The sequence below is a fragment of the Natronomonas sp. genome, assembly GCF_036625485.1.
GTDB lineage: Archaea > Halobacteriota > Halobacteria > Halobacteriales > Haloarculaceae > Natronomonas.
The window spans coordinates 16,832-30,460 of the sequence record NZ_JAZKTR010000008.1 but is presented as its reverse complement, the minus strand read 5'-3'; the positions used below and the strand labels follow the sequence as shown (position 1 = coordinate 30,460).

19 protein-coding genes and 2 tRNA genes are annotated in these 13,629 nt (G+C 62.3%); 12 read left to right on the top strand and 9 right to left on the bottom strand.

Annotation, left to right across the window (positions count from 1 at the left end; translation table 11 throughout):
• Positions 1–200 precede the first annotated feature (200 nt).
• A tRNA-Gly gene (locus V5A53_RS01990) sits at positions 201–271 on the bottom strand.
• A gap of 85 nt (positions 272–356) precedes the next feature.
• Between V5A53_RS01990 and V5A53_RS01985 the strand changes: the two genes are divergently transcribed.
• The 6 genes from V5A53_RS01985 (at position 357) to V5A53_RS01960 (ending at position 3,871) form a co-directional block, all read left to right on the top strand.
• Positions 357–1,073, top strand: coding sequence for a type II secretion system F family protein (locus V5A53_RS01985; protein WP_332311882.1), 717 nt, complete (start codon positions 357–359; stop codon positions 1,071–1,073).
• Positions 1,074–1,121: 48 nt separating this feature from the next.
• On the top strand, positions 1,122–1,757 hold the full coding sequence (locus tag V5A53_RS01980; RefSeq protein WP_332311881.1) for a hypothetical protein: 636 nt from the start codon (positions 1,122–1,124) through the stop codon (positions 1,755–1,757).
• A 180-nt stretch (positions 1,758–1,937) separates the two neighbouring features.
• The gene (locus tag V5A53_RS01975) at positions 1,938–2,174 is read left to right on the top strand and encodes a hypothetical protein (RefSeq protein WP_332311880.1); all 237 of its coding nucleotides are present in this window, start codon (positions 1,938–1,940) and stop codon (positions 2,172–2,174) included.
• Positions 2,164–2,568 carry a PIN domain-containing protein gene (locus V5A53_RS01970; protein ID WP_332311879.1) on the top strand — a complete coding sequence of 135 codons (405 nt, stop codon included), beginning with the start codon at positions 2,164–2,166 and terminating at the stop codon, positions 2,566–2,568. Before V5A53_RS01975 ends, V5A53_RS01970 begins: the two co-directional genes overlap by 11 nt.
• Before the next feature lie 86 nt (positions 2,569–2,654).
• A complete protein-coding gene (locus V5A53_RS01965) occupies positions 2,655–3,278 on the top strand; it encodes a response regulator (RefSeq protein WP_332311878.1) in 624 nt (207 codons plus the stop codon).
• Between the two features lie 2 nt (positions 3,279–3,280).
• Positions 3,281–3,871: a DUF7504 family protein gene (locus V5A53_RS01960; RefSeq protein WP_332311877.1), complete on the top strand. Its 591-nt coding sequence runs from the start codon at positions 3,281–3,283 to the stop codon at positions 3,869–3,871.
• 6 nt (positions 3,872–3,877) lie between these two features.
• On the opposite strand, the gene V5A53_RS01955 is transcribed toward V5A53_RS01960, so the two are convergent.
• Positions 3,878–4,696, bottom strand: coding sequence for an HD domain-containing protein (locus tag V5A53_RS01955; RefSeq protein ID WP_332311876.1), 819 nt, complete (start codon positions 4,694–4,696; stop codon positions 3,878–3,880).
• Positions 4,697–4,735: 39 nt separating this feature from the next.
• On the bottom strand, positions 4,736–5,215 hold the full coding sequence (locus V5A53_RS01950) for a redoxin domain-containing protein (RefSeq protein ID WP_332311875.1): 480 nt from the start codon (positions 5,213–5,215) through the stop codon (positions 4,736–4,738).
• 89 nt (positions 5,216–5,304) lie between these two features.
• On the opposite strand from V5A53_RS01950, the gene tatA reads away from it, so the two are divergent.
• The 4 genes from tatA to V5A53_RS01930 all read left to right on the top strand — a co-directional run bounded on the left by tatA (position 5,305) and on the right by V5A53_RS01930 (position 6,692).
• Entirely contained in the window at positions 5,305–5,559 is a 255-nt protein-coding gene (gene tatA / locus V5A53_RS01945; RefSeq protein ID WP_332311874.1) for a twin-arginine translocase TatA/TatE family subunit, read from the top strand.
• Between the two features lie 87 nt (positions 5,560–5,646).
• On the top strand, positions 5,647–5,982 hold the full coding sequence (locus V5A53_RS01940; RefSeq protein ID WP_332311873.1) for a twin-arginine translocase TatA/TatE family subunit: 336 nt from the start codon (positions 5,647–5,649) through the stop codon (positions 5,980–5,982).
• A gap of 38 nt (positions 5,983–6,020) precedes the next feature.
• Positions 6,021–6,094, top strand: a tRNA-Arg gene (locus V5A53_RS01935).
• Positions 6,095–6,329: 235 nt separating this feature from the next.
• Positions 6,330–6,692: a cupin domain-containing protein gene (locus V5A53_RS01930; protein ID WP_332311872.1), complete on the top strand. Its 363-nt coding sequence runs from the start codon at positions 6,330–6,332 to the stop codon at positions 6,690–6,692.
• A 5-nt stretch (positions 6,693–6,697) separates the two neighbouring features.
• Here the strand turns inward: V5A53_RS01930 and V5A53_RS01925 are convergent, their stop codons facing one another.
• The 5 genes from V5A53_RS01925 to V5A53_RS01905 form a co-directional block, all read right to left on the bottom strand.
• Complete coding sequence (locus V5A53_RS01925) at positions 6,698–8,041, bottom strand: arylsulfotransferase family protein (RefSeq protein WP_332311871.1); 1,344 nt, start codon at positions 8,039–8,041, stop codon at positions 6,698–6,700.
• A gap of 55 nt (positions 8,042–8,096) precedes the next feature.
• Complete coding sequence (locus tag V5A53_RS01920) at positions 8,097–8,348, bottom strand: winged helix-turn-helix domain-containing protein (protein WP_332311870.1); 252 nt, start codon at positions 8,346–8,348, stop codon at positions 8,097–8,099.
• Positions 8,349–8,424: 76 nt separating this feature from the next.
• Positions 8,425–9,435, bottom strand: coding sequence for an MBL fold metallo-hydrolase (locus V5A53_RS01915; protein WP_442928617.1), 1,011 nt, complete (start codon positions 9,433–9,435; stop codon positions 8,425–8,427).
• 23 nt (positions 9,436–9,458) lie between these two features.
• On the bottom strand, positions 9,459–9,773 hold the full coding sequence (locus tag V5A53_RS01910; protein WP_332311868.1) for a ubiquitin-like small modifier protein 1: 315 nt from the start codon (positions 9,771–9,773) through the stop codon (positions 9,459–9,461).
• Between the two features lie 67 nt (positions 9,774–9,840).
• On the bottom strand, positions 9,841–10,449 hold the full coding sequence (locus tag V5A53_RS01905) for a VOC family protein (RefSeq protein WP_332311867.1): 609 nt from the start codon (positions 10,447–10,449) through the stop codon (positions 9,841–9,843).
• Between the two features lie 149 nt (positions 10,450–10,598).
• Between V5A53_RS01905 and V5A53_RS01900 the strand changes: the two genes are divergently transcribed.
• Together V5A53_RS01900 and V5A53_RS01895 are read left to right on the top strand one after the other, a co-directional pair.
• A complete protein-coding gene (locus V5A53_RS01900) occupies positions 10,599–11,495 on the top strand; it encodes a haloalkane dehalogenase (RefSeq protein ID WP_332311866.1) in 897 nt (298 codons plus the stop codon).
• A 230-nt stretch (positions 11,496–11,725) separates the two neighbouring features.
• Entirely contained in the window at positions 11,726–12,703 is a 978-nt protein-coding gene (locus tag V5A53_RS01895; RefSeq protein WP_332311865.1) for a winged helix-turn-helix domain-containing protein, read from the top strand.
• A 35-nt stretch (positions 12,704–12,738) separates the two neighbouring features.
• Here V5A53_RS01895 and V5A53_RS01890 read toward each other — a convergent pair whose 3' ends face one another.
• Positions 12,739–13,629: a 3-keto-5-aminohexanoate cleavage protein gene (locus V5A53_RS01890; RefSeq protein ID WP_332311864.1), complete on the bottom strand. Its 891-nt coding sequence runs from the start codon at positions 13,627–13,629 to the stop codon at positions 12,739–12,741.

The following is a 13,629-nucleotide window of genomic DNA, read 5'->3' as shown; positions in this document are numbered from 1 at the left end:
TCGATGCGGACCTCGAAGCGAGCGCACTGTCCGTCGAACGCTCGTGGATATCGAGCGGGAACTGCTATGCGGTCGTCGAAGCTGAGTGACGCCGGTCGGAAACCACACCGAGACCCGATACCGGGGTCGCGTCCGCCTCACGGGAAGCCAGCAGTGCTTCGCTGTCGCTCAGCGCTCCTGGCGTTTGGTCGGCAGGAATATGCGCGGTCCGGGATTTGAACCCGGGTCGATGGCTTGGAAGGCCATAGTCATACCGCTAGACCAACCGCGCAAGCGAGTGGATTTTCGCCGTCTCCGTTTAAGTCAATTTTCCTTTGGGTCGGCTACCCGGGTCGAGAACGAACGATAAATTCCGCATGACCGAGATCCTGCCCAGCGGCGACGCCGAGGATTCCATCCGCGCCATCGACATCTTCGACCGCGACGCCGAGGCCGACACCATCCAGCGTGTGAACAACTCCCAGGTGTTACAGGAGATCGCCGACGACCGCGGGTGGAGCGGTCGCGAACTCGCCGAGGAACTCCGGAAGGTGCGCAACGACATCCGCTGGAATCACGACATCGAACGAGCGCTGTTGCAGTTCGCTAACCGCCTTCGCGTCCCGCAGGTCACCCGGACGATGAAGCTCATCGCAAAGGGTAACTACTCCTCCGGTGACCTCTCGGAGATCATCTCTATCGCCGCGGAGGACACCCGCAACCGCCACCAGATCGAACGCAAGCGCCGCAGCGAGATGAGCGCCTACACGGCCATCGTCATCATCGGCTTCCTCGTCTACCTCGCGGTCGTCGTCATGCTGGATACCAGCTATCTGACGCCGATCAGCCAACTGACGACGACGGCCGCCGAGGGCGCCGGCCAGAACGCCGCCGCGGGCGGTGCTGGTGGCGTCATCAACGTCGGAACCGTCCCGGTCGACATCTACCGGACGGTCTTCTTCCACTCGGCGCTCATCCAGGGCATCGGCAGCGGCCTGCTGGCCGGCAAACTCGCGGAGAACAACGTCCTCGCGGGGCTGAAATACAGTATCGGCCTCGTGACCATCACCCTCGTGGTCTTCATGCTCATCTAAACCAGAAACGACACCAGAGGCGTATCGGAGGTCGTCGGCGCGATTCTCGTGTTCGGCGTGTTGATAGCGTTGCTAGCGGTTATGCAAACACAGGCGATACCGGCTGCGAACGAGCAAGTAGAATACAATCACCACCTGGAGGTTCAAAGCGACCTGGTCGGTTTCCACGAAGCTTCGTCAAGTGTGGCACGAACAGGTGACCCACAAACGGTTAACGTCCAGATGGGAACGACTTACCCCTCCCGATTGTTGTTCTTCAACCCTGGAAACCCGTCCGGGGAGATTCGGACCACAGAGCGGAGAACGGCTAGTATTCAGAACGTTAGGGCTACGGACGACGTAACTCGGAAATACATCGACGGTTCGATAACGGGCCTACGGACGAAACGCCTCGAATATCGGCCGAATTACAACGAATACCAAAACGCTCCGACCACGGTCGTCGAATACGGAGGCGTTTATCGCGACTTTGGCTACGACGTAGAGGACAATGGAGGAGCAGGGCTGGATTACATTGAGGTAGGTGTCACGAACAGTAGTGGTGGTATTATCATTAATTCCACACACAATCTCGTCGGTGCCCAAGATAACGGGACCTTCTATACGCCCCAGATGATTCCGATCAGACCGGTGAACCCGTACAGGTCGAGATACGGGTTTATGGCCGTAATGGAAACTTGGTGAACAGGAGCGAAACGGTCTAAGAATTCGTCTCTCTACCCTTTCCAATCACGTAGATTCGAAACGATTTGGAGCGCCTCCAAGTAGCAATTGACGTCCACTTATCGAGTTTCGCTGGCGTCACGAAAGACGGATCGATATATCTCCACTAACCTTTTAAATTCGCATATCCGAATATACGACATGGCCTCGACCATCCGGGTCTCCGAGGAGTTCAGGGAGTTCGTCAAGGCCCACAAGCGGGACGACGAGACGATGGAGGACACACTCCGGCGGCTCATCGGCGGGCCACATCCGGAATCGGTGGCCGGCTTCCTCTCCGAGGAGACGGCCGAAACCATCCACGAGCACGTCGAAGCCAAGGCGGAACGCGATGTCGAGAGTCGCCGCCGCATCGTGGAGCGGATGGATGATTCTTGATACGAATTATCTCGTCGCGCTCGGCAAGAACGACGAGTGCGCCTTTCGGAAAGGTGTCGAATTAGTCGAATCGGGTGAGACGCAGTGGGTGCCGGTTCCGGTGATTCAGGAACTCGAATACGGGGTCGCCTGCACCGGTTCCGAGGCCGAAAAGCGCCGGGTACGGAACGTCTGGAATCTGTATCCGCCCGTGGAAATAAATCGGGAGATCGCTCGTCGCGCGGGGCAGTTGGCCGCCGATGCCGACCTCGGAAACGGGGGCACGGTCGGCGCTGCAGGTATCGACAGTATCGACCCGATGGTTGCAGCTGTCGCTGACCGTTTCGATGATGCGGTGCTGACCGACAACGTCTCGGATTTCGAAGCGTTGGGCGTTCCGGTCGAGTCGTTTTGAACCAAGACCACCCGGCTTTCGGCCGTATTGATGTGTACACCGAAGCCAACTTATAGAACCCCTCCGGGGGAATACAGGATAACCGAATGACAGAGGACGACAAACCGACGATACTCGTCGTCGAGGACGAGCGGGCGCTTATCGAACTCTATGTGCGGTGGCTGGAGGACGACTACGACGTCCGGACTGCCGAGGGGGGCGAGGAGGCCATCGAGGAGATGGACGAGGATGTCGACGTCGTTCTACTGGACCGATTGATGCCGGGGATGAGCGGCGACGAGGTGCTGGAGGTGACTCAAGATCGGATTCCGGACGCCAAAGTCGCGATGGTGACCGCCGTCGAGCCGGATTTCGACGTTATAAAGATGGGCTTCGACGATTATCTGACCAAGCCCGTGGAACGCGAGGAGCTACTTCGGACGGTCGAGCGTCTGCTGGGGCGCTCGCAGTTCGCCGGCCTCGAACAGGAACTCTACGCGCTCGTCTCCAAGCAGGCGGCACTCCTGTCGACGAAACCGGAAGAGGAACTGGCCAAAAGCGACGAGTTCGCCGAACTCGAAGACCGCATCGCGGAACTCCGGTCTGATATCGGTACCACGCTGCCGGACATCGAAGGCGACGAGTTCGTCGCGATGGTTCGAGATATCGAGGCGGAAGACGAAGATGGCGGGGGCGGTGCGGCCGATACGGCCAACGATGGGGGTGACTGATAGTGTATCGTGTCGACGAACTCGGAAACGGCGTCTCGTTCGACCCCGGGACGAGCCTCCTGCTGACCGGTTCGTCTGTCGATACCGACGCGAAACTCCTTGATGCGGTCGCCCCAGCGGGCGACGAGCGATGTATCGTCATCACGACGAACAAGACCGCTGACCAGGTCGCCGACGAACTCCTCGACCGCGGTGTCGACCCGGAGAAGATCGGTATCATCGACTGTACGAGCCAGGATACGACGGTCGAGGACGTGGACGTTCGGCAGTTGAGTTCGCCCGGTGACCTGACCGGCATCAGCCTCGAGTTCGCCAAACTGGTGGAGGAGTGGGGCGATTCGGTCCCGACGCGGGTCGGCTTCGCCTCGGTGTCGACGGCGCTGATGTACGCCGAAACCCGGACGATGTTCCGGTTCCTGCACGTCTTCACGGCGCGCATCCGGTCGGCGGAGATGCTGGGCGTCTTCGCTCTGGACCCGGAGATGCACGAGAACCAGGCTTACAACACGATTCGTGCGGTCTTCACCTGCGAGGCCGAAATCGGCGACGCGGAGACGGAACTTCGCGGAAGCGGCTTCCGGATGCAGTCGTGAACTGCGTTACATCTCGATTCGTTCTACCAGTTCGTCGCCATCGCCTCGCGTGTTGATGGCGACGATTCGGACGTACTCCTCGATGCGGGAGTCGTGGAGTTTGTGCTTGAGGAGTTCGTCGACCTGATAGACGCCAGCGGCGTCGGTCATCTCGATTTCGACCAGTACCGGCGTCTCCTCGCCGGTCTGGAGCGATACCTTCCGGATGGCGCGACTGGAGATGGTGTTGATGCCGCGGCCGCCCTCCTCGTAGGGGATACGCGAGCGTCCGCGTTCCATATCCAGCGCGTCGGCGACGCGGACGACGCCGGCTTCGTGGGTCAGCGGTTGTTCTTCGGTGTGATGACAGAGGATCGCATGTAGCACCTCGCCTTTCATCCGGACGGTCTCGGCGGTGTCGTAGAAGGACAACTCGCCAAGCAGGCGGTCGAGGATATCGGCCGCCAATGGGATGGAGTAGTAGGGATGTTCGTCCCGGTGGACGACGTGGCCGATATCGTGTAGCGTCGCGGCTAAGACGATGATGACGGCCTCGTCGGCTTCCTCGAGTCCCTGCTGGGTGGCGCCGTTGAACCCGACGCCGCCAGCCTTCAGCAGGTCGTACAGACAGAGTGCACGATTGCGGACGATTTCGATGTGTTTCGTTCCGTGGTCGTTGAACCCCTTCCGGGCGACCGGATTGACGTTCTGGGCTTCGAGATACGCCGTCACCTCGTCGTCGCTTCGGAGGAGTTCCAGCGTCTCGTTGAGACGCTCGTCGGGGAAGGCGTGGTCGCCGTCGGGGTCGTAGATCCGCCCGTTGGCGGTCTCGGAGTCACTGCTCATGTGGGTGAGAGGTACGCCGGCGAGAAAAAACGCCCGCCCTTATGCGTCGGCTGCGGCGGCTTCGACGTCCTCGTAGTCCGGTTCGACACCGGGGTCGTCGGAGACCCACGCGTAGGTGACCGTCCCGTCCTCGTCGACGACGAAGACGGCGCGCTTGGCGACGCCGGACAGTCCGAGCGCTTCGAAGTCCATCTCGACGTCGTAGGCGTCGATGAGTTCCTTGTTCGAGTCGCTGATGAGCGGGAAGTTGAGCTGGTTCACGTCGGCGAACTCGCCGAGCGCGAACGGCGTGTCGATGCTGACGCCGTAGAGGTCGGCGCCGGCCTCGGTGATGTTCTCGAGGCGGTCGCGGAACGTGACCATCTCGCTGGTACAGACGCTCGTGAAGGCCCCGGGGAAGAAGGCCAACACGGCGGGGCCGTCTTCGGTGAGGTCCGATAGGGCGACCTCCTCGATGTCGCCGTCGGGGTGTGCCATCGGTGCCGTGAACTCGGGTGCGTTGTCGCCTACATCGACCATATCAGTCCACAGTGGTGGCGGCGGCTTGAAGGTGTGGCTTCCGGCGGGCGCGGCGAAAGGCCTACAAGTGGTGCCACGAACGGGGAGATATGGAAACGCTACTGTTCATCGGCGGGCTTGGACCAATGGAACTCGGGCTCGTCGCGCTCGTGTTGATCCTGCTTTTCGGTGCCAGCAAACTGCCTGACCTCGCGCGGTCGATGGGGTCGGCGACTGGCGAGTTCAAGAAAGGGCGACAGGAAGTCGAGGAGGAACTCGAGGAGATGCAGGAGGCCCCCGAAACCGACGCCGACGACGTCGAGGAAGCCGAACCTGCTGGCGATGCCGAACGCTCGAACGTCTGAACGAAGCTCGAACGTCCGAACGAAACGTCTCTTTTCGCGGGAGCGAGGAAAAAGCCTATAATCGCGTCTGGGCTAGCCACGAACACGATGATAGACCTGACCCCACTGCAGTTCGGGCTTCCGGGTGGTCCCGAACTGCTCATCATCCTGTTGATCGCCGTCCTGCTGTTCGGCGCGAACAAGATCCCGAAACTCGCCCGCTCGACCGGCGAGGCGATGGGCGAGTTCCAGAAGGGCCGTGAGGAAGTCGAACAGGAACTGCAGGATATGCGCGATGGCGCGACCGGCGAAACCACCGAAGAGGCCGGCACTTCGGTCGACGACGAGGAAGATGACTACGAGATCGCGGATGCCGAATCCGAGTCGGAGTCCGACACCGAGTCCGTCGAGACCGAGACGGAACCCGAAGAAGAGACCAACTGACGCCCGACTTTGGGCAGCGCGCTTTTCCTTCGATAGTAGGGCGTGTGGCCTAGTGGACTACGGCGAGAGGTTCCTAACCTCTAGAGCGCGGGTTCGAATCCCGCCACGTCCGCTTCACTCACTTCGTTCGCTCGCGGCCGTGGCGTAGTTCGCAAAGCCGGAGGCTTTGCTCACTCCCGTCACGCCCTCGCTGGTCGATCTATGTTTGCTCACTCCCGTCACGCCCGCTTTTTTTGGTCCTGCCTGCTCGCACGACTCGGTGGGATTTCACACCTGTTTCACTCCGAAAGGCTGTCCACATCTCGGTCGATACACGGAAGTCCTTCGCCACGTTTCCGAGACATAATATGGAGAAGGTCGATCTCGACGGCGCGTTCGGGTCCTTCGACGAGCATTGGTCGCCGCGCCTCGCGGGCGAACTCAACGGCCAGGCGGTCAAACTCGCCAAAGCCGAGGGCGAATTCGTCTGGCATGAGCACGACGATGCCGACGAACTCTTTCTGGTGGTATCGGGAGAGCTACGAATCGAGCTCCGAGAGCAAGCGGACGTCGTGTTGCAGGAAGGCGAGTTCGTCATCGTTCCGCGTGGTGTCGAACATCGGCCAGTCGCCGACGACGAAGCGGAGATCCTGCTGTTCGAGCCGAGCGGGACGCAAAACACCGGGGACGTCGAGGACGAACTGACGACGGACGTCGAACGACTGGAGTGACCGTTCTACTCTTTCCGATAGAACGGCGACCGGATGCTGATAGCGGGGAACCGCCAGCGAATTTCGGCACCGAGCCAGCCGAGGGCGACGAGCGCGCCGACGCCGACGGCGAAGAACTCCACGCGGCCCATCCACGCGGGTCCGACGTAGAGGACTCCGTTGATGACGCGATGGGGAACGACGGCGTGGACGGCGGCGGCGAGGGGTGCCAGCGGGCTGAACCCGTCGGTCGCGGCGTCGTCAGCGGTTCGGGATTCGAGGCCGAGGGACTGGGCGCTTTCGCCGCCCGAACTCTCGTCGCCAGTGCCCAGTCGTTCGACGTCGTAGGGATGGCTCACCGGAACCTGCCAGACGACATCGCCGCTCTCGTCGACTTCGAGGACGCGCTTGCCGTGGGTATCGGCGATGAGCGTGTTGCCGTTGGGGAGGCGGTCGGCGTCCCGGGGCCACTGGATGCGGTCGTCGGCCCACTGCCAACTGCGCTCCCACTCGCCGTCGACGCGCTGGAACTCCTGGACGCGGCCGTTCTCGGAGTCGGCGACGACGACGGCGGGGCCGCCGCGTTCCTCGGGGATGTAGTCGGGGTTGTGCTGTTCGTACTGGATTTCGTAGTCGTCCTCGCTGCCGAGCGTCCAGTCGTCGATGCGGCCGGTCTCGCGGTCGAGGAAGACGACCTGGTCCTGATTGCGGAGGCTGACCATGATGCGGCCGTCATCGAGGACCTCGACGTCGTTGATGTGGGCCCAGTCCTCGGGATAGGGGCCACCACCTTCGACGGAGTACTCCGACTGGGCGTCCCAGAGCCACTCGACGACCTCGGTTTCGGTGTTGACGATGAAGACCTGGTCGTCGACGATGTCGGAGATGACGACCCGCTCGTCGTCGATGCGGTCGGCGTCGTGCCACTCACCAGCGGTCTCCTTGTAATCGTAGCGGCCGTAGAGTTCGGTCACCTCGCCGGTCGAGAGGTTGGCGCGTTCGAGGGTGTTGTAGGCACAGGGCGGGTCGCTACAGGTCGGGCCCTGACTGTGGATGGTGTCGGTCGCGACGTACTCGACGGTCATCGATTTGCCTTCGACGGGATCGACGTCGAAGTACTTCGTCCGACTGTTGTTGTAATAGAGGACGCTCCCGTTGGGCGCGTAGGCGATGAGCGTGCCGGCGCGGGCGGATTCGGTGACGACCGTGACGTTGTCGGCCGGCGGTGCCTCGGGCACTTCGGCGGCGGTCTGGGTAGAGAGGCCGGTCGTCGCGGCGTGGGCGAGCGTCACCGCGACCAACAGTAAAACCAGGATGGAGAGCAGACGGATGGCGGTCTTGCTGGTCGCCATCACACGGGGGCGCTGCATATCCGACCCCACGGTGGGGGGTCAAAAAATGGTTCGTGGTCGAACTCGGACGGTATCAGGCGGTGGGCGCTTCGGCGTTCGATTCGAGGGCGGTGTAGGTCGATTTGCGGGCGTCCATCAGGTAGACTGATTCCTCGATGACACCGGCGTTGTCGAGTTTCTTCAGGGCGTGGCGAACCGTCCGCTGGGGAAGAAGGGACTCCTCGGCGAGTTCCGACTGGGTGAGCGAGCCCTCGTACTCGAGTGTCTTATAAACGAGTTTCGCGCTCGGGGGCAGGGACTCGACGGATGATTCCGTTTCGGACATTCTACTACAACGAAAGGCGGGACGCCGCTTAATGGTCGTTCGGTGTGGTGCCTCGGGCGCACATCCGGTGCTGGTTTTATATGCTGGGGTGGCTGACAGCCCCATCGGAGACATCGGGGAACAGCGAATCGAGGTCGGGATCGTCCTCCAGCAGGACGAACGCGCGGCCGTCTCGGCGGACGATACCGGCCGCTTCGAGGTGTTCGAGGTGGGCGAAGGCCTCGCCGGGGCCGTGGAGGATGTGGATGTAGGACAACGCGCCGAACAGTTCGGCACTTACCTCCCACGGGGTCGCGGGCCCCGATTCGAGGATGCCGACGACGCGCTCGGTGCGCTCGCGGTGGTGGTGGACGATGTCGGCCGCGCGTCCCGGCGGGTCGATGATGGGACCGCGGTGGCCTGGCCACGCACGGGTGTAGCCCCGCTCGACGATGCCGGCGAGGGCATCGAGGTACTTCGCCAGCGCGGCATCGACGCGAGTGTCGGCGCCGCCGACGTTCGGGGTGTAGTAGGGCAACAGCGCGTCACCGCTGAAGAGTTCCTCGCCATCGCGGCCGTCGAAGACGTACCCGACGAGGCCGGCGGCGTGGCCGGGCATGTGGACGGCCTCGAGTTCGACGGAGCCGATATCGAACGTGTCACCGCCCGTAAGGGGGGTCACCTCGGGTGGGTCGCCGTCGATGCCCGAACTCGAATCGAGGAAGGCCAGTAGTTCCTCCTGTTTGTCCTCGGGCATCCCCCACTCGTCGATGCATCGCCTCAGGCGGTCCTCGTGGGCGGCCGTCGCTTCGGGTTCCTGTGCGACCAGCGGCACGTCGGCCTCGTGAACGTGGACGGTACAGCCGCTTTCGGTCTGAATCTCGCCGGCGAGGCCGGTATGGTCGGCGTGGTGGTGGGTGATGAAGATCCGGTCGATGTCGGCGAAGTCGAGGCCGTATCCGGCCAGTCCGTCGCGTAACTGCTCGCGGGTCTCGTGAACGGCAACGCCGGTATCGACAAGCGTCGTGTCGGCTCCGTCTTCGAGGCCGAGAACGTAGCAGTTGTTGTTCCCCTCGAAGGCGGTGTTGCCCAGCGAGACGATCTCCAACTCGAAATCGAGGGCGGGATCGGTCATGCCTGGACCTCCGCGATCGCCGCGGCGTTTGCCCCACCAGCGACACCGGGCGAGAGAACGACGGTATCGCCGTCGGATAGCCCGATGTCGGCCGGGTCGGTCTCGTTCATCGGTTGGCCGTTGAGCGAGACCGTGACGTTCGGGCGGACGGCGCCGTTGGCTCGAAAGACGAGCGATTCCAGTCCGTCGTGATCGTCGGTGACGGCGTGTAACGCCGTCTCGATAGAGGTCCCCGCTTCGAGTTCGCGAGCGACCGTCTTCTCGCCGACGGCGTCGCGAAGGGTGGCGTAGAACTCGAACTCGACACGCATACACGCCCGTGAGTTCCGCCGTGTCAAAAGGTTTCGCTCACAGGTGGTTTCGGTCAGTTTCTCGAACTCAGACGCCGGCCCCGGTCGGTGCGTCGCCCTCGAACTGCGGTTCGGGGTCGAGACCGAGTTCCTCGAGAGCGGCCTGCATGTGCTCGTCGTCGACGAATCCGGAGCCGTCATCGACGCGTTTCTCGTGGGCCAGCGCCAGCACCTCGCCGCGTCGGTCGTCGGGAATCGCGTACTTCTCGACGACCAACTCGACGATGAGGCCGCCGGGGTCCTGCGTGTACAGCGAGTGGAAGGCGCCGCGGTCGAACTCGTTGAACCCGTAGCCGGCCGCCTGCAGGGCCTGCTTGGTATCGTCGAACTCCTCGGGGGCGATGGAGAAGGCGAGGTGGTGGACGTTGCCGGGGCCGCGCTGGGGTCGAGTGCGCTGGCCCTCCTTGGTGAAGAAGGTGAGGATGCGGCCGTCGCCGGTGTCGAAAAAGAGGTGTGTCAGTTCGGGCTGGTCGAGGTTGGGCTGTTCGAGGACCAGCGGCATTCCGAGCAGGTCTCGATAGAAGGCGATGGTGCCTGCGGAATCGCCGCCCATGACGGTCATGTGATCGGTACCGATGGTGTGGACGGGGCTGTCCGGCGCCTCAGCAGTTACCTCGAATTCGGGTTCGTGTTCCATATCGACCCGTAGGAACCAGGGACTCAAGTATAGTTCCAGACATCTTTGATACCGGGTGACAGTCGTGTTACCGGGGTGGAATCCAAGCTCCCCTGGGTGGAACTCGCCGACTCCAGAACTATTTTTGTGTGCGCTCTGGAGTTCCGGTCGTGACTTACATTAGCACGCCAGAATCGGCCTTCGAGGACGTACCGAACTACGAGTATCCTCACGACAAGGTACCTGTCACCGACGACGGCGCCGAGATGGCTTATGTCGACGTCGAAGGGGACGGAGATGAGACGTTCCTCCTCATGCACGGCGAACCGACGTGGGGCTTCCTCTACCGCAAACTGGTTCCGACGCTCTCGGAGCACGGCCGCGTGGTCGTCCCCGATATGCTCGGGCTCGGCCGTTCGGACAAGTACACCGACCCCGACGCCTACGGGTTCGACCTCCACTACGAGTGCTTCGAGACGCTGCTGTTCGACGAACTGGACCTCGACGAAATCACTCTCGTCTGTCAGGACTGGGGCGGCATCCTCGGATTGGCGCTTGCGGGCCACCACCCCGAGCGGTTCGCCCGTCTCGTCCCGATGAACACCGGCGTCCCCGACGGAACTCAGGAGATGTCCGATGCGTGGCACGAATTCGCGAACTTCGTCGAGAACGTCGAGGAACTGCCAATCGGCATGCTCATCCAGAACGCCACCAGCGACGAACTCGACGACGAGGTCATCGCGGCCTACGAGGCGCCCTTCCCGACCGAGGAATCGAAGGCGTGTGCCCGGTCGCTGCCTTTCGATATCCCTCACTCGCCGGACGACGAGGGTGCCGACACCATGCGCGAGGCCAAGGAACGCCTCAGCGAATGGCAGAAGCCCGCCTTCGTGCTCTTCTCGGATTCGGACCCCATCACGCGGAACGCCCGCGAACCACTCCGAGAACTGATTCCGACCGCGAAAGAACAGCCTGATACGTGGATCGAGGGTGCGATGCACTTCCTGCAGGAGGATTCGGGGGAGGAAATCGCCGAGGAAGTCGTCGACTTCGTCGAGCGGACCTGAGGGGAAGCGGCTGACGGGCTGCGAGAGATTCGCTTTCTTATAAGAACGCGAACAGAAACCGCGTTCTGCAAATACTGTTTTAGGAGGACGACGTATCTCGCGGCGAGACCGATGCCGTGCTCTCCACGACCACGTACGCGCCGTCGAGCATCGATGATGAATGTCCTCTATCGTCCCCAGCGATGGCAGCCACGAGGGAGGTTTACATGAACTCACGTAGTCCATCCGGTATGTCCGAGCAGGCGAAATCCCCGCTGGAGGACCTCACGGCGGGTGATCTAGCTATCGATGCCTTCGAGCTACTGGCCAACGAAACTCGGCTGGCCATCCTGGTCACGCTCTGGGATAGCTATCGCCCCTTCGCCGAGGATACCACGTTACCGTTCTCGGAGTTGCGTGAACGCGTCGGGACGACCGATAGCGGCCAGTTCAACTACCATCTCGACCGCCTTACCGACCACTTCGTCGACGCAACCGACGACGGATATCGGCTCAGCGATGCCGGTCTCACCGTCGTACGCTCGGTTATCGCCGGCACGGGACTCGAGGAGCCAACGCTCGAACCGACGGCGGTCGATATGAACTGTAAACTCTGCGGCAGCCCCGTCGAAATCGCCTACGAAGACGGGTGGGTCTACGTGTTCTGCACGGAGTGTGAGGGTCTGTGGACGGACGGGGGCGACCACGCACGCGGTCAACTGGGACGCTTTTCGCTGCCCCCTGCGGCGCTGGCAGACCGCACGCCAGAGGAGATATACGCCGCGGCGTGGCTGACCACCTTCCAGAAACTATACAGTATGATCGAGGGCGTCTGCCCGACGTGTTCCGGGCCGATCGAGTGTTCGATGGTCGTCTGTGAGAACCACGATGATGACGGCATCTGTGGGAACTGCGGTCGGAACACTCGGGGCGCCGCACAGCTATCCTGTGACATCTGCAAGGAGTGGGTCCAGTCTCCGTTGGGGAGCATCGCTAAATACCATCCCGCTGTAGTCGGGTTCTGCTACCGACACGGGCTCGAACTCCAGTACGGGGTCGATGGGCTAGCACAAATCGGGCGCCGGTTAGACGAAGCCGGCTCGGACGTGACATTCGTCTCGGAGACCCCGCCGCGTGCCGACGTGACGACGGAGATGGACGGCGACGAAATCCGCGTACGGCTCGCGGAGGACCTGACCGTACTGGACGTCACCGAGCGAACGGCCTGAAAAATCGCCCGAACGTATCGCTGCTGCGAACCGATTCAGAAGTGGTTAGCGTCGATCTCCATGATCTCGGCGGCTTCCTCGGGCGTTGCGGGTTCGCGGCCGACGTTCCGGGCCATCTCGGCGGCTTTGCCGACGAGTTCGGGATTGGTCGCCATCTCGCCGTTCGGCAGGTAGAAGTTGTCTTCGAGGCCGACGCGGACGTTGCCGCCCATCGAGAGGGCCGCGGCGACGAGTTGCCACTGGTCTTCGGAGATGCCGATGACCTGCCAGTTGGCGTCGTCGGGCAACTGCCGGACCTGGTGGGCGAGGTTCTCGACGCTCGGGGGGATGCCGCCCAAAACGCCCATGATGAGCGAGAAGTGGATGGGGTGTTCCAGGATACCCGATTCGAGGAACGGGCGGATGTTCCCGATGTGGCCGGTGTCGAAACACTCCAGTTCGGGCTTGACGCCCGCGTCGTTCATGGCTTCGAGGAACTGCTCGATCTCGTTGAACGGGTTCTCGAAGACCATATCGAAGACGAAGTCCTCGCGGGACTCGCTGTACTTCGCGTAGTTCATCGAGCCCATGTTGAGCGCGGCGATGTCGGGCTGGACGCCCTCGACGTACTGAATTCGGGAGTCGACGGGTTCGTGGAGCGCGCCCGTCGAGAAGTTGATGAGGATGTCCGTGCGCTCGCGAACCTCGTCGTAGATCTCCTGATACACTTCCTCGTCGAAGGTTGGTGAGCCGTTATCGGTCCGGGCGTGGATGTGCGCGACGGCGGCGCCGTTCTCGCGGGCCCCTGCGGCGTCCTCGGCGATCTCCTCCGGTGTATAGGGAATGTGCTCACACTGGTCGCGCGTGGTGAGCGCGCCGGTCAGCGCCGCGCTGATGATCGCCTTGTTGGGGTCGTTGCCTTTGACGGATTCTTGGTCGATTGCCAT

Excerpts from the sequence above, each read along its gene's own strand:
- V5A53_RS01985 (WP_332311882.1), top strand. The coding sequence starts at position 357 with ATGACCGAGATCCTGCCCAGCGGCGACGCCGAGGATTCCATCCGCGCC.
- V5A53_RS01975 (WP_332311880.1), top strand. The coding sequence starts at position 1,938 with ATGGCCTCGACCATCCGGGTCTCCGAGGAGTTCAGGGAGTTCGTCAAG.
- V5A53_RS01970 (WP_332311879.1), top strand. The coding sequence starts at position 2,164 with ATGATTCTTGATACGAATTATCTCGTCGCGCTCGGCAAGAACGACGAG.
- V5A53_RS01965 (WP_332311878.1), top strand. The coding sequence starts at position 2,655 with ATGACAGAGGACGACAAACCGACGATACTCGTCGTCGAGGACGAGCGG.
- V5A53_RS01955 (WP_332311876.1), bottom strand. The coding sequence starts at position 4,696 with ATGAGCAGTGACTCCGAGACCGCCAACGGGCGGATCTACGACCCCGAC.
- V5A53_RS01950 (WP_332311875.1), bottom strand. The coding sequence starts at position 5,215 with ATGGTCGATGTAGGCGACAACGCACCCGAGTTCACGGCACCGATGGCA.
- tatA (WP_332311874.1), top strand. The coding sequence starts at position 5,305 with ATGGAAACGCTACTGTTCATCGGCGGGCTTGGACCAATGGAACTCGGG.
- V5A53_RS01940 (WP_332311873.1), top strand. The coding sequence starts at position 5,647 with ATGATAGACCTGACCCCACTGCAGTTCGGGCTTCCGGGTGGTCCCGAA.
- V5A53_RS01930 (WP_332311872.1), top strand. The coding sequence starts at position 6,330 with ATGGAGAAGGTCGATCTCGACGGCGCGTTCGGGTCCTTCGACGAGCAT.
- V5A53_RS01925 (WP_332311871.1), bottom strand. The coding sequence starts at position 8,041 with ATGCAGCGCCCCCGTGTGATGGCGACCAGCAAGACCGCCATCCGTCTG.
- V5A53_RS01920 (WP_332311870.1), bottom strand. The coding sequence starts at position 8,348 with ATGTCCGAAACGGAATCATCCGTCGAGTCCCTGCCCCCGAGCGCGAAA.
- V5A53_RS01910 (WP_332311868.1), bottom strand. The coding sequence starts at position 9,773 with ATGCGTGTCGAGTTCGAGTTCTACGCCACCCTTCGCGACGCCGTCGGC.
- V5A53_RS01905 (WP_332311867.1), bottom strand. The coding sequence starts at position 10,449 with ATGGAACACGAACCCGAATTCGAGGTAACTGCTGAGGCGCCGGACAGC.
- V5A53_RS01895 (WP_332311865.1), top strand. The coding sequence starts at position 11,726 with ATGTCCGAGCAGGCGAAATCCCCGCTGGAGGACCTCACGGCGGGTGAT.
- V5A53_RS01890 (WP_332311864.1), bottom strand. The coding sequence starts at position 13,629 with ATGGCAATCGACCAAGAATCCGTCAAAGGCAACGACCCCAACAAGGCG.